At 31.0% G+C, this 14,721-nt stretch carries 13 protein-coding genes; all 13 read right to left on the bottom strand.

Translation table 11 applies throughout. From position 1 onward, the window contains the following. Positions 1-132: 132 nt before the first annotated feature. On the bottom strand, positions 133-945 hold the full coding sequence (locus tag SJY34_RS00850) for a transglutaminase domain-containing protein (protein WP_400078016.1): 813 nt from the start codon (positions 943-945) through the stop codon (positions 133-135). Between the two features lie 64 nt (positions 946-1,009). Further along, a complete protein-coding gene (locus tag SJY34_RS00845; RefSeq protein WP_400078014.1) occupies positions 1,010-1,750 on the bottom strand; it encodes a class I SAM-dependent methyltransferase in 741 nt (246 codons plus the stop codon). A 35-nt stretch (positions 1,751-1,785) separates the two neighbouring features. Continuing rightward, the gene (locus tag SJY34_RS00840) at positions 1,786-2,865 is read right to left on the bottom strand and encodes a lipid II:glycine glycyltransferase FemX (protein WP_400078012.1); all 1,080 of its coding nucleotides are present in this window, start codon (positions 2,863-2,865) and stop codon (positions 1,786-1,788) included. Next, positions 2,862-4,364 (bottom strand): hypothetical protein, encoded by a 1,503-nt coding sequence (locus SJY34_RS00835; protein ID WP_400078010.1) that lies wholly within the window; start codon positions 4,362-4,364, stop codon positions 2,862-2,864. Before SJY34_RS00835 ends, SJY34_RS00840 begins: the two co-directional genes overlap by 4 nt. Positions 4,365-4,531: 167 nt before the next feature. Next, positions 4,532-5,683, bottom strand: a complete 1,152-nt coding sequence (locus SJY34_RS00830; protein WP_400078008.1) for a glycosyltransferase — start codon at positions 5,681-5,683, stop codon at positions 4,532-4,534. Then, entirely contained in the window at positions 5,683-6,780 is a 1,098-nt protein-coding gene (locus SJY34_RS00825; RefSeq protein WP_400078006.1) for a glycosyltransferase family 4 protein, read from the bottom strand. Before SJY34_RS00825 ends, SJY34_RS00830 begins: the two co-directional genes overlap by 1 nt. Beyond that, positions 6,777-8,105 carry a glycosyltransferase family 2 protein gene (locus SJY34_RS00820; RefSeq protein ID WP_400078004.1) on the bottom strand — a complete coding sequence of 443 codons (1,329 nt, stop codon included), beginning with the start codon at positions 8,103-8,105 and terminating at the stop codon, positions 6,777-6,779. The genes SJY34_RS00825 and SJY34_RS00820 overlap by 4 nt, the downstream gene beginning before the upstream one ends. Further along, positions 8,105-8,938, bottom strand: a complete 834-nt coding sequence (locus SJY34_RS00815) for an FkbM family methyltransferase (RefSeq protein WP_400078003.1) — start codon at positions 8,936-8,938, stop codon at positions 8,105-8,107. The genes SJY34_RS00820 and SJY34_RS00815 overlap by 1 nt, the downstream gene beginning before the upstream one ends. A gap of 202 nt (positions 8,939-9,140) precedes the next feature. Beyond that, positions 9,141-10,118: a glycosyltransferase family 4 protein gene (locus SJY34_RS00810; RefSeq protein ID WP_400078001.1), complete on the bottom strand. Its 978-nt coding sequence runs from the start codon at positions 10,116-10,118 to the stop codon at positions 9,141-9,143. A 197-nt stretch (positions 10,119-10,315) separates the two neighbouring features. Beyond that, positions 10,316-11,488: a glycosyltransferase family 4 protein gene (locus SJY34_RS00805; RefSeq protein ID WP_400077999.1), complete on the bottom strand. Its 1,173-nt coding sequence runs from the start codon at positions 11,486-11,488 to the stop codon at positions 10,316-10,318. A gap of 89 nt (positions 11,489-11,577) precedes the next feature. Beyond that, entirely contained in the window at positions 11,578-12,675 is a 1,098-nt protein-coding gene (locus SJY34_RS00800; RefSeq protein WP_400077997.1) for a glycosyltransferase, read from the bottom strand. Beyond that, positions 12,668-13,201, bottom strand: coding sequence for a hypothetical protein (locus SJY34_RS00795; RefSeq protein WP_400077996.1), 534 nt, complete (start codon positions 13,199-13,201; stop codon positions 12,668-12,670). The genes SJY34_RS00800 and SJY34_RS00795 overlap by 8 nt, the downstream gene beginning before the upstream one ends. A gap of 60 nt (positions 13,202-13,261) precedes the next feature. Beyond that, positions 13,262-14,650 (bottom strand): asparagine synthase-related protein, encoded by a 1,389-nt coding sequence (locus SJY34_RS00790; protein WP_400077994.1) that lies wholly within the window; start codon positions 14,648-14,650, stop codon positions 13,262-13,264. Between the last annotated feature and the right edge of the window lie 71 nt (positions 14,651-14,721).

The raw sequence follows: 14,721 nt of genomic DNA, 5'->3' as shown, positions 1-14,721 counted from the left end.
AGCCACATGAAAGCCAACGGCAGTTATATATGTTATATTGGTTTTCAGTTTCTAAAACTAATTTTAATGTAGCAAGTTAATAAATAGAAACATTAAATTCGATGAGAAGCTTACAAATTAAAATTTAAATATTTAGGCTGAAAAAATTTCCTTATAATTATTCAATGGAAATTGATAATGATAACTTTGATGAATTGAAAAAATAAAAAAATGAATCACAAAAACCGGAAGATATGGTCTAGCGAATTTCAAAAATTTATCGTAGGTAGTATTTCGATAATCACAAATTAGAAATGGAATAATATCAGGATTCAAATAGTTTTTAGTTATACTTTTTTCTTCAATTTTTTTATCAAAAACAAAAGATTTGTAATTTATAGGCTTCTTTAATTGTTTTAATTTAAATAACTCAACAACCGATAGAGGTGTGCTCTTCTCGTCGCAAAATATAAAACTCCTAGCCACATCAAATAAGACCCATTTAGATAAATCGCTGCAATAAACTTCATTAAAAGAATGCCCTCCATAATTCCTATTAAATGGAGCAGCCGTAGTACCCCATTCTCTAACTAACACATCGTTTATTACACAAAAATTATTAAAAACTTGGGCTATATCACTACAGACACCACCATCACCAGCAAGCATCATTTTTAAAGCTCTATCAGATGATTCACTTAATCCTGGTCCACCTTTTATGTTGGCATCTAGCCAAACACATATTTTTTTGACCAATACAGAATCATTTTCTGGTCTACCATCTTTAAAAATCTCTTTGTTGACGTCGTAAAAATATTGTGCTATATCATTTTTTTTATTTAAAACATTATAACTGTAACCATTAATATCTGAAACGTTAACATTTCTTGACAGTAAACGAAACCTTGTTATATAAAGAAAAGGATGCCTTTTTAAAATCCATATTATTTTCTTAAATATCGTCAACTGCGTTTAATATTAGTATTTATATACTTTGTAAACTTAATAAAATCATACTTTACATAAAATATTATTTATTACAAATGAAAATGAGTTGATTATAACTTTTGCTTTTATCATAAGCTCTTCCAGTATTTTGAAAAAATTCTTCCAGTGACATAATTGAGATATTCTTAAAACCGGCATGAGCCAAATCTTTTTTGAGCCATTTTTTATCATAATAGTAGCCTGGCAATTTATAGCCTTTAAATCCTGTACTTTTATTACCAACTTTATCCTTTAATAGAAAAGAAAACAGTTTTCGAAGTCTGAAATAATACGTTTTCATTGGTCGTCCTATTTGATTATGAACGACACCGATTACAACACCACGTTCTATAAGAGAATCGTAAGAATTTTGAAAAATTCTTAAACGATTTTTTCGTTTAGGTACGTATGTGAGCATACTATTTAGAAGCGTGACCAAATCAAACTTATCACTATCTACCTTTAATTTGCTAGCATCAGCTACATGCAGTTGTACATTGGATTTAATATTCCAACCTTTTAAATTTTCCTTGCACCCTTCGATCATGTTTTCTGAAATATCAGATGCTACAATCAATTTAGGCTTAAAATGCTCTTCTATAACTTTTATATCCCTACCTGTGCCACAACCATAAATATTAGCTGCCTCAAAGTTCCTTACTTTATTCAATCTACTTGTAGCCTCTTTAAACAGATATTTTTCATAGTTATAAGGTGTCTTACTTATATTTTGAGTATTGATCACTTCTTTCTTTTCCCAAAATTCCTTGTTCTTCACATCCATAAATAACTTCGATTAAAAGTTTGTAATAGTATTGATTAATTTTTAGTAAACTTAGATAGTAATATTGAAATTGTTTTTTTATATCTTTTAAGGTACTTCTCAAATAATTCAAACATACCAAAAATAGGTTTATTAATAACAACATAATAATGAGGTGACTGATAAAAAAGTTGTTCCGTATTAAATTGTTTTTTAAATCTAAGCACTCCTTTTGAGCCTCCCATAGAAATATTATATCCATAACAATTGCCTGAAATAGCTAGTCTAACTGCCTCCCAATGCAAAAAATAACCTACTTTTAAATCTGGTTTTTCCTTTAAAGTTCCACCAAAAAGATAAGTTATTGAACCAGAGGTTTTAATAAAAAATGCACTTCCTTTTATAACTTCATCTTTATAAGCGACTAAAAAGAATCCCAAACCATCTGCAATCAAATTTGAAATCGATTCTTTAACCTCATTAAAGCTGCGCGTATCATAGCCAGAATTTCTGGCGTTTAATTCCACTAACTCATAAGCTTCTTTAATCGTTTCTTTTGTAGTTGCTTTTTTCAAAATAAGATTATTTCGATAAGCTGTTTTTATATTTCTTCTTGCATGAGAATTTAAACAAGCTAACAACTCCGATTCATCATTTATACCATTAATATCTAACCAATTTAAACCATAAGTACAATAGACATGTTTAAAGCCTTTACCTTGTTTAAAACCTGTCTTTTCAATATTTATCGATTTAGGCAAATAGGTATGTCTCAAAATCAATTGGTTACTTGATAGAGGAATACTAATCTGAGCGTAACAACATTTAAGAAATTTTGCCCTTTTTTTTAATTGATGTAAAACAGGATTAAAATTTTGCACATACGCTTCACTTAGTATTGGACCATGAGGTATAATGTAAAACTTAAAAAATGAAAATTTAGGTATCACAACACCACAACCGCCAACAATCTCGTCTTCATTGATAATTAATCCTACTTCAAAGTCAAATCCATAAGTAGCATATGAACTTAGCCAAGCTGACAATACGAGATGACTTCCTTTAGTATGTGTTACAACAAAATCATCCCATTTTTTTAGCCACTGTTCGTCTTTAGTAAATATTAGATCCTTCATAATACTTCTCGTAAGAACAACCCATGTTTTTTTCCTGTAAAAATTTCTCCTTTTTCATTACAATCTAATACTATCTGCTGAATTTTTTTCATATAAACGATTAATTCACCTAAGGTAGGATTCCATATATCTTTAGAAGCAATTTTCTCTGCTAAATATTGAAAACACTCATTTACCTTAGCATCGATTTGATTCTTCTCGATAAAAAGCTTTCCTTTATGATAATTCATAGGTGCCGAAAAATAAGTATGAGCAATGAAAAGTCCTTTTTCTTCTATAAGTAAGTTAAGGTTATTTTTATGAAGTGCTCTTTTAAAATTTATCATTTCTAAAGTTTGAAAAACTATAAACGTTTCTCCATTTAGAATATGCTTAAAGAATATCGGTGTAAACTCAGATAATGGGTATGTTTTTTCTCTTTTAAACCTCCAAAATAATAAGATAGGAATGAAGAATAATATTAGTTTAATGACATTAACTATAAAATAAAAATGCTTAATAATGCTTTTCTTTAATTTAAAGCTTTTAACATATATGGCAATAGATCTATACAAACTGAAGCCGTAATCATCATTACTATAGTGAAAAATCACATTCTTAAGCATTAATCTAATAGTAGTTTTAACATCGAAGCGTTTAACACCATTGTAATAAGCCTTAAGAGTAAAATGGTTAGGATTTATTTGATTTATTACACCATCTATAGCCGTACCCGAGTCAATATAGTTCCATAATTGCTCAATATTTTGAGATTTTAGTTTTGATGCATACTGCCCCCTTATGTCCTCTTTACAATTATGAATCGTAAAATTATAAGGTTGAAAACCATGATCTATCCAAGTAGTAATGTCTTTAAATGGTGGTTTAAAAGATAAAAAATCTTTAAAACTTTCATTTTGGGTTTTCAAAGACTGAGATAATGAATGGTAGGCTAATTCATGGCCATCTTTAATCCATTTCTCTAATTCGTCTTTATTGAATTCAACAGACGCTGTATCCTTTCGTTTAGAATAATGGTTTAGAAAAAAACCTTTAGTTATTTTTATATTATGCTTTTTAAAAAAATGTCTTTGTTCAACTAAGTTATTCAAGGTGTCAAAATCACAATGATCGGTAAAACATGCTATGGCAGAAAAAGCAAATTTAGATCTACTAATTTCTATACCAAAATTCTTTGGGAATAAAAGTGCTAATGGCTTTTCGAAACTAATTTCAGAAACCGCTTGAATAATATCTTTAGAATTGTTGCTATCGTAATTTGCGATCGGGTTAGCGTTTTTAGGGTTAAAATGCCAGTATAATACATTCTTTTTTTGGGAATTAACTTCCCAAATACCTATATTTTGATTCGCTTGTACAATTTGATTGTTTTTAAGTTTTAAAAGCTTTGGTGAGAACCAATTCGCCAACCGTCTTTCTTTAATATCAACCCATGTGTAATCGTGATTTCTAAATAAAGTTATGGGATAATTAAATTCAATTCTTAATGTGAATGACATTAAATTAACTGTTGAATTACTTAGTATAACCTTATGCTTATGGATCTGGGTAAAGTCTAAACTTTTATTGATTTTACTACCTAAAAGCTGTATCGATTTAATCATGAACTTGCAATGATCATTTCTGAAAATTAAATTAGCAATTTACACGAAAATCTCATAAATTCTTATTGATTTTCGGATAAAAATGATTTCATTAACTCATTCTTGACTCTAGTATTGTAATAATTAAACGTGAATTTTTTAATAATTTCTCTTTCAAAATCTATCATTTTAAAATAACCTTGAACTGTTAAATTCATAATACTCTGTAATTTCAACACCACACCTGAAACTGAAATACTATCTAATAAAAATCCATTTTCGCCATCTTTAACGTAGTTCGAAATTCCAGAAACATTAGACACAACAGGCAGGCATCCAAAATTTAGAGCTTCAGCAATTACTTTAGGGAATCCTTCTGATGCCGACGGTAGTATGATAAAATTGGATTTAATATATATGTTATGCACTGCTTCTCTTGACAAGAACCCATGAAAATGGAAATTTAATTTAGATCTTTTGACCATACTTTTATAGATCTCAATATTTTTTCCTTTACCTACAATATGAATCTTCCCAATTCTAGTTTTTTCATTTTCATTTAAACTTTTAAAAGCATTTATTAGTAATTCAATGCCTTTCTCCTCTTCAAGTCTGCCTACAAAACAAAAATTAATAGCTTCATGATTAAATATCTTATCCTTAACTAAATGATTTCCTTTTTTAATATCATTACTAGTTAAACAAGGATTTTCAAAAGTTAGACATTGCTCAAGTTGGTTTGGCCAAAATCCGTTTATTGTAACATTTCGGTTTTGATTTTTTAATAACCATTTTTGAAACCTATAAGCTAATGGTGCATTTTTTTGATTCCAATTACCAGCATACTTAAACCATCCCTTTTTTGAGCTAAAAATTATTAGGTACGGAATAACGTAAACCCCAATACCTGTTGGTGCCCTAAACTGAAAACAATCACTATTTCTCAATGCTTTTTTCACTACGTTTAAGACTTTAGGAGCTTGCCAAACTACTGAAAGTTTATCAGTAAATCCCTGACCTCCTACTGCTTTGATAGGAATGAGTTTAATATGTTCTGAAACATATGGTAGCGCACTTGTTGGTGGTGCCGTTTTGTGTAGCATTGCTACATGATAAATTTTATCAAATATACTTAGGAGGTGATTTAATTCGGTAACCGTAGATCCTAAACCAACAATTGTTCCGTTAGAAAGTTTATAATGTTCTGTATGCGAAATTATAGTGAGTACCTTCATTAAAATAAAGCTAGATAAAGTTTTACAATCCTATCCCAATCATGAGTTTGTGCCCAAGATATAGCTTCTGAATTAAATTTAGGCTTTTCTGTCATAATTAGAGAAATACTATTAATAAATTGTTTAGTATTATTAGCATCAATCAAAATACCTGATTTACCTGTATCAATAGCGTCTTCAATACCACAACCCCTTGCACCTATTGCAGGAATTCCCATAGCATTCGCTTCTAAAATAGCAATCCCAAAGCCTTCAACATCTCCAGTAACGCTTTCTGTGCTCAGCATCACAAAAATATCTGTGGTCTCCAATAATTGTTTTAGTCGATCATCATCAACACTTCCGTGAAATGTAATATAAGACCCAACAGTTAAGGACTCTGCAATTTTTATAAACGCATCGGCTTCTGTTGGAATACCTATGCAATGGTAATGTATTTCTGGAAACTGCTTTATAAGCTCTGGCAAATGTTTAATTACGTTTAATTGTCCTTTTCTAGAACTAACACGACCGACTGTTGTTAAAATTGGTCGTCCTTTCAATTGAATTTTCTCTTTTGAATTTTTCCATAATGAAGTTGTAATTCCATTAGGTATCACAACAATAGCTTTTTTTAAATGTGCGATTAAACTTTTTGTGTAGTTCGAAACGGCAACTATTTTATCGAAACGATTTAATGATAAATTAATAGATTTTCGCAAAATAACTGACTTAAAATTAACTTCACTTCCGTGGACCACAGCTATCGTTTTTCTCTTAAAAAAGAAACTACAAAATGCAACATTCCATAATGAAAATTTCCCTGTTGCGATGCAGTGTGATGAACCTCTCATACTTTTAAAAGTCAGCACAATACGTTTTAAATACATTATAAATCGAAGATTATACAACTTAACCCGATCAATGGAAAAAGGTAGATCTTTATCAAAATCTTTTTCCTCAGTACCGGTTTTAGAACGTTGATCTGCAATAACCCTTACTCTATGTCCATTTTTACTTAAATGCAGTGCCAAATTAAAGGCGTGATTACCTATACCTCCTGGTTGCGGAGGAAATTCTGATGTAACTATTAAAATATTAAGCTTTGAATTTATCATACCAATGGTTCAATTAAAGATCCATTCCTTAGCTTTTGGCTTGATAAATGCCACGATTTCCATACTTGAAACCCTACCACAGGTATAATTAGAATTGATACGATTAATGCAACTACTAGTAAAGGTTTGTTCTTTTTGAATTTGTATGGAAATATTGATATTGGAACTGTTCTTAATAAAGCTAACCTTGCCGACGTTTTACCATAATATTTTCTATAATAATAGAGTACGCTTGGAATAGGTCTTGGGGAGAAAAAATTAGACGGCCTAAAAGCATCCCAGCTTCCCATTTCCCTTAAACCACCTGTACTTGCTTTTACATCTATACAAGATGCCTTTGGATTTGATATACTTTTAAAACCCTCAAGATAGAGCCGCATTCCAAATTCGCCATCTCCCATGCGCTGTTTTTCAAACTGACGATCAAATAAACCTACTTGCTTAAATACCATTTTATGTAGCATTGCGTTTCCCGTTGCAAATTGAGATGCTAATGCAAAAAATGAACGTGATTTTGGTATTTGATTACCTAAAGGATAAAAAACACCTGCTGACACCTTAGCCTTAAAAAAATCTAGACATTTTAAGTGCATACTTATCCAATCTGATTCAATTCTTACATCATCCTCAGATAAAGCAATCCACTCACCTTTACTAGATTTAATAGCTGTATTTCTTGCTAACCATAGGGCCTTCTCTTTTTGATTTATAATTTGAAAGTTGAGCTTAAAATTTCCATAGAATGATTTATCAAAATCATCCGACTGATCTACAACTATCACTTCAAAATTAGAATAATCTTGGGCTTCCAAATCTTTTAAAATCGCTGTTAAGTATTCATATCTATTTAACGTTGGAATAATAACACTCACAAGAGGTTTAGCTTTTAATAACTGAGATTGAAATGTTTCCCATTCTTTGTATACGATAGAATTGCTAGATTCCTTCTGTTGGTCGACATGCTGAGAACCTAACCAAGCTTTAAATTCTTTAAAGGGATTATTGAATGAGAATATGCGTAACAAAAACACAAAAAACACCCAGGCTGAGTGAAAATTTTTCCTAATGAAACGATACTCATCTTTAAGAGGGAGTTTAGAGAATTTAGTGTAAGTTTCAGTATTTCCAATATATCCTAATTGAATGGCTTGCCAAGATAAGTCATAAGCTCTGGCAGTTTCTGAAAGATATTGATCATCTATTTGTAGTTGTTCAACAATATTCACTGGTAATTCATCCACTTTAGGAAATATAGATTCTCCCTCTTTTGTAAAGCGCTGAAAGTACTGGGTTGGTTGTAAATATTTTAAGAAACTAAATATCATTAAATTGATTTTGGAAGCGGACAATATTGAGCTACACCTTTTAAATAATTAGGATAAGATGCGTCTTTTGGTAATAAAAGCAAATGACATTTTCCTCGTGTTGCAATTGTACTTCCAGATGACAATACCTCTTCATTTTTAAGGTACCAAGCCTTATAATTATTTTCATTACACCATTGTACAATTAAATCGCCAGCAGCTTCCATGCCTAAATTCTCTACATTATGCATTTCTACAAAAAAAGTGCATTTAGTTTCCTTTGCCAAATTAATAGCAGCCTTCATTACTAAGGTTTCTGCACCTTCTACATCGATTTTAACCAAATCTGGTGCTGTTTCATAAAAGCCATACATATAATCTAAAGTTATGGATTTAACATCCAAGAACGAGTTCATAGCAGAAGCTGTCTCTGCGTGCGAAGCATACATGCTCCCTGCTGCACCAGACCCAACAGTATAGAATTTTACAGTTTCATCTAATTTATCTCCTACAAAAGCAGCAATATACTGTACTCTACTTCCCAAACCATTATTAATAATGTTTACTGCTGCATTTTGTAAAGCTATAGGATTTGGATCAACAAGAACAATTTGCTTTTTTGGATCTTGAATTAAAGCTAACAAAGCCGTATAACCTATATTACAACCAATATCATAAATGACATTATGATGTTTAGCTAGATAGAACCACCATGTATCATCTTGATCTACATTTGTTCGAATAGTCTCAGGTAATACGCTTAAAGGAACATTGCACAAGCTAGTCTCAACAAAGTTTGATTGTTTTGGTTTTATGGAATAATATAGCTTTTTTATTCCTTTCTTAATATTCATTAATGGATTAATTTTGATACAAATATGCAAGTTAAATATTAAAATTAAATAAAAAGTTTTATTGAAGCTATTTAGTGCTTTTTAACCATCAAAATAGATGTTAATTTTTTCTTCTTTATGTCTAATTGACCACTTGTCCTTTTGATGTAAACCCGCATAAAACTTTGAGATATTTTTGATTTTAACAAAATCAGAAAAGTATTTAATTGCTCTTATAAAATTCTATAAAAGCTTTCTGTTGGTTTTCAATATTAAAATGCTGCTGAACTCGCAATATGGCGGAATTTCTAATCTTATTCTGTTGAGCTTCTGGCAGCTCTAACACCTCTTTAATTTTAAGAGCCAACAGATCAGGTTTACGTTTATCAATAACCCAACCTGTTTTTCCGTCAAGTACATTTTCTGATAAACCTTCAGCATCAGATACAATTGATAATAAACCCATACCCTGCGCCTCTAAAACCGCATTGCAGAAGCCTTCTTGCACACTATATTGAATGTATATATGAGATTTAGCCAATTCTTGCTTTACATCTTCTGATTCTAATCTTCCCATAAAGATAACTTGATCTTGTAATCCAAATTGATATGCGGCAAACTTCAAAGCTTCTTCTTCCGGACCTTTACCAATGATTCGATATTCAAATTTTACTCCTTTTTGTTTTAAAAGTGCCAAGGCTTGTATAGTATAGTTTAAACCTTTCTTCCAATGTAATCTCGCAACCGATATCAGTTTTAAAGGCGACTCAATATTAAGTTGCATTGAGGGATGAAAATGTGATGTATCTATAGCTGGAGTTATTTTAATTATTTGAGCTTGCCCTTTAAATCCATGTTTAAAAACTAAACTTGCAATATCATCTGAAATAACATGAATTTTAGAAACTTTACTCCAAGTTTTCTGGTAACAATTAGGGTGCTTAATTGGATAAACACCAATATCGAATCCTCTAAAACTCACAGCCATATCTGCATTTTTTGCAGATGCGATATTTTCGCCACCTATCGCAAGTGTTCCAAAACCAAAATGCAACCAATCTAAGTCTGTTTTAAAAATTGATGCGTGGCTGTATATACTTTTTAAAATTCTAAGCCACGAAACCTTCTCTTGTCTTTCTAATTTTATAAATCTAAGTATCGTACTAAAATAAGGCATCAGCCCTAAATATACCCGTATCAAAATAAGAATTTGCTTAAAGGGATTTTTATAAGCTTTTGGTAATAAAACTACAGAACATTGTTTAAAATTTTGAGACTTATTACTGCAAAATATAACAACCTTATGTCCTGAGGCCTGCAAACCTCTTATTTTGGAATAAAAAAAAGTTTCCGAATAACCTGGTGTCGCCGCTAATACCAATCCTATAATCATAAGGTTTACCTCTTTAAATTTTCATATAAAAACTGCATATCTAGGATCATCTGTTTTTCGTTATGATTATTTTCTACAAATGCCCTAGCTTGTTCAGTGATACGTTGGTAATCAATCATAGCTAGTTTAGAGACTTCTATAAGCTTTTCACACATGGCCTGTACGTCTTGTAAAGGTACTAACAGACCTGTTTGGTTGGGTATAACAACCTTTGCCATTCCACCAGAATTTGTACTTACCACAAATGTACCTAAAGCCATGGCTTCCAAAACTACATTAGCTATCCCTTCTTTTAAACTAGATAATAACATTACATCTGCTTGTTGTATTTCTTTTTGTACATTTTTAAAGGACATGGTATTAACAAAGCTAACCTCGTTTTCTAATTCTAATTGAGCACGCTGATATATTAATGCCTCATTATTTTTAATCCCTATTATTTTATAATGAAACTTTATTCCATGTTGTTTTAATTCGAACATTGCATCTAAAGCTAATTTGTAATTCTTTATCCAATGATCTCTTCCTACGGATATAATTTTCAAAGGCTGATTAGAATCGAAGGTTTTGAGTTTAAATGAGAAATTATCTAAATCTAAACCGCTTTTAATCACTTTGACATGCTCAACTTCTACATTGTATTTTGTTGATTCCTTGGCTATTGCAATTGACACGGCATGAAACGCTGAAACTTTAGTAAACAATTTTTTGTAGGTAGCAGCTAATTTCTCATCTACAATCGGAGAATAATTAATATGGGCTCCACGTAGACTTAGAACCAATTTCATTCCGAACTCTTTAACCCAGATCCAGTCCTCTATACTTTTCGCCCATTGTATATGGAATATGTCTGGTTTGTAAAATAATACGGGATAACTTTTAAGCTTTTCATTCAAGGTGTCTCTATCTTGAGATTTAAGTAATACATCAAGAATTCGTTTTTCTTTATTCTTAAACAATACTAATAGTAAACTATATTTTAATAAATGAAGAGCTTTCGAAAATCGATTGTTTTTGTAGCCATAGACTGAGATAGATTTAGGATATTTATTGTGCCTTTTTTTTATACCAAAAAGCAATATATTATTATGTTTAGATAATCCAACAGCAAGACGTTCGACAAAGGTGGTACTCGGAATCTCTCCTGAATATATCGCTATTTTAAGTGGCTTATTCAAATCTATTATTTACAATCTTAAAGTTAAAATCATTTATATCACTTATTGTGTCATGAAAAAGCAAAATCAAGTAAATTGAATATCTTTAATTATTTCTTTAACAGTTTAATATATAGTTGTTCATGTGCCTTAATAAAATTTGTTAAGGAAAAATGATTCATACAATAAGATCTCAAAGTATTACCTAATTGTTTTCTTTCAAGATCAGTTAAGTTTTTAATATCATCTATTTTTTTGGCTAGAGAATTAGAATCACCTGCTTTAAAAAGTAAATTTTTAAAATCTTTGAGCACGAAATTAATTCCAGAAACATTAGAACCAATTACTGGAATTCCCATGCTCATTGCCTCTACTAGTGCCATTGGCATACCTTCTTTTCTACCTTCATCTAATGTTGGAATAACATAAACATCTGATTTAGAAATAAAATGTCTTACATCTGCTTTTTTACCCAGAAATACAACATATTCATTTAGTTTTAAATCTGTAACCATTTTCAATAGTGCATTCCCATAAGAATTATTATGGTCACCAACAATAGTTAGGACTATATTTTCATTATTGAGTATTTTTAGTGCTTTAATCAATACTTCAATTCCTTTAACAGGAACTAAATTAGCAACTGTTATTATTTTGAATTTTGAAGTTTCATCAGAAATTTTATCTTCAAACAACTCAGGGTTATAATATGTTGTATCGATTCCTAATGGAATTAGTGCTTGCTGTTTTTTATTTGGAAAATAGGATTGCATTTCTGCATTGATTGTCACAATAAAATTTGCTAAATAACTCTTTAATTTCCAATGTTTACTTTCATATCCCATTGCCTTTTTTGTATAAATCCATTTTATACCAGCAAACTTTGCTGCTAAAGCTTCTGTCCAATCACTGCTCCACTGCCAGGAATGGATGATATCGAACTGATGTGTTCTATAAAATTTTGAAATGTGACAAACTCGAAAAAATAAACCGTAATATGGTCTATAGGAAGTTTTAGTTTTAAAAATATGGATTGGAACATTGAGCGTTTCTATAACTTTAAAAAATTCACCTAAATTGTCTCCACATGCTATTGTTATTTCAAATTTTGCTTTATCCAAGCCCTTAATTAAGTCGTAGATAACTTTTCCACTTCCAGCCTTATTAAAATTAGAGGTGGTAAATAAGATACGAATAGGTTTATCCATGTTCAATTTCTCTGATAATTCGCGCTGGATTCCCAGCTACAACACAGTTTGCAGGAACATCTTTTACCACTACAGAACCCGCACCAATAATAACTTTATCCCCAATAATTATATCTCCAATAATCACCACATTAGCACCAACAGTAACATCATTTCCAATCGTAGGTAAAAAACTATTATCATTACCTTTATTTCCAATAGTCAGACCATTTCTAAATTGAAAATTAGCTCCAATGGATTTAGCGTTTATAACTGTAGCAAAAGGATGATAACACATTAAACCACCCGCTATTTTAGTACTCTTAAAGATTTTACAATGCAAATCTTTTACAAATTTATTTTTCCATCTGTGATTTAGACCGTTTATTCTCCAAAAAAATATAAAAGCAAAATCAGGATAATACAACATCAGATGCTTAAATTTTTCAAGCATGGCCAATTGCTGAATATTACTTTTTCTAACTTTCAAGGTTTGGTCAATATCCTCTTGAATGACAATATCATCAATCACATATGTCCTATACAAAGATCTTATTATTAATTTTTTAATGATATGATTTAATCTGAGAGTCATAAAAAGATACTACTAAAAATTAAGAAGGTTTTGTTGATGCCATAAGGACAATGTTAATAACATGCTAACAGCGTGAGAACTCGCTACAGCGTCACCATTTATAAAATTATTGTAAGTAGATTTAACGAGTGCTTTGGGAATCCAATTATTGAAATCGGTACTAAATAGATACTGTTCAACATACTTGGCGTTCTCACCTCCAACAAACTGCAATTCCCAGTTACGCTGTATGTAAGGTTTTCCAAAAATTCCACGAACCTCCCGTTTTAATTTATTAATTACACGGTAAGGCAAATTATAAGGGGTTATATTGTAATGATAATTATTAAGATTAAAAGGGTTTTGGTCTTGCCAAGTTATATTTGCTAAAGTTTTGTCCTGCTTTATATGAGCTATCTGTAGGCGTCTATCTGCTAAATAGGCCTCGGGAATTGTACAGATAAATTGACACATACGGTCATCATAATACGGTAATGTAATAGAATTTGCAGCCTCAAAAACCGTTAAATTAGTCGTAGTCCACCTATGAGCCCACTGACTTGTTTTATACGCACGCACTTTGGCGCTCACGTTATCTATTTCAATTTTTGCCAAATCATCTTCAATTCTACTTATTAAATAGCTTTTAAAATCACCTTCTAAATTCCAAAATTCCCATACATTTTGAGCGAGCTCAAAACCTCGTGGTTTAACCATTTTCTTAAACAATAAAGGCAGGACTGCAGATTCTTGAGTTCCTTCAGGCACACCTCGGTCAAATAAAACATCACCCCAATGCCCAAGAGAAAACAACCCTTTCATATTTTCTAATACATTCAAAACTGCCATCTGACGTGGGTGAGTAAACTCAGAATAACAGCCGTTTATATCTGCTAAATCATTGATACAATTCCATAAATAGCCCTTTTTGATTTCAAAAGAATCAAAACTAAAGTTACAATATTTAGCAATTTGCTTAGCAATAGTGTGCTCAGGATATCCGTCTTGAAACGCATAGCTAAAAGCTCGAACAGGATTATCGAGATCTTTTAAAATAAGTGCTTGGCTTCTACTATCCAAACCACCCGAGAGAGGTAAAATAACTTGCTGATCCCCTACTTGTTCCTTAATAATGTTAGTGAAAAGTTGGATATATTCTTCTAATGCCTGTTCAAAAGTCAATTCTCTAGGCGCATAGTACCATTGAAACCAAGGCTCACTTTTAATCAAATGACCATTGTCATCAATCTTGTGTGTATGTGCTGGAGCTAAACATGCCTGATCTTTCCAATAGGTATCTTCTCCCATAAAAAACCCAGTAGCTACAAAAACACAAATAGCTTTCAAATCGAGCTCATGAGATACATTTGGCCTTTTTACAAAAGTTTGTTTACTAGGAAGTATAGGTATTTTTATGGTCATGACATATATTGGTAGCTAATATAATAAAAGACAATGTCTTTAAAATTGTAAGTAAGATTTTTTTCTTTTCT

This window comes from Winogradskyella sp. R77965 (assembly GCF_044594915.1).
In the GTDB taxonomy this organism is placed as follows: Bacteria; Bacteroidota; Bacteroidia; order Flavobacteriales; family Flavobacteriaceae; genus Winogradskyella.
The sequence above is the reverse complement of the archived record's forward strand: the minus strand, read 5'-3'. Positions and strand labels throughout refer to the sequence as shown.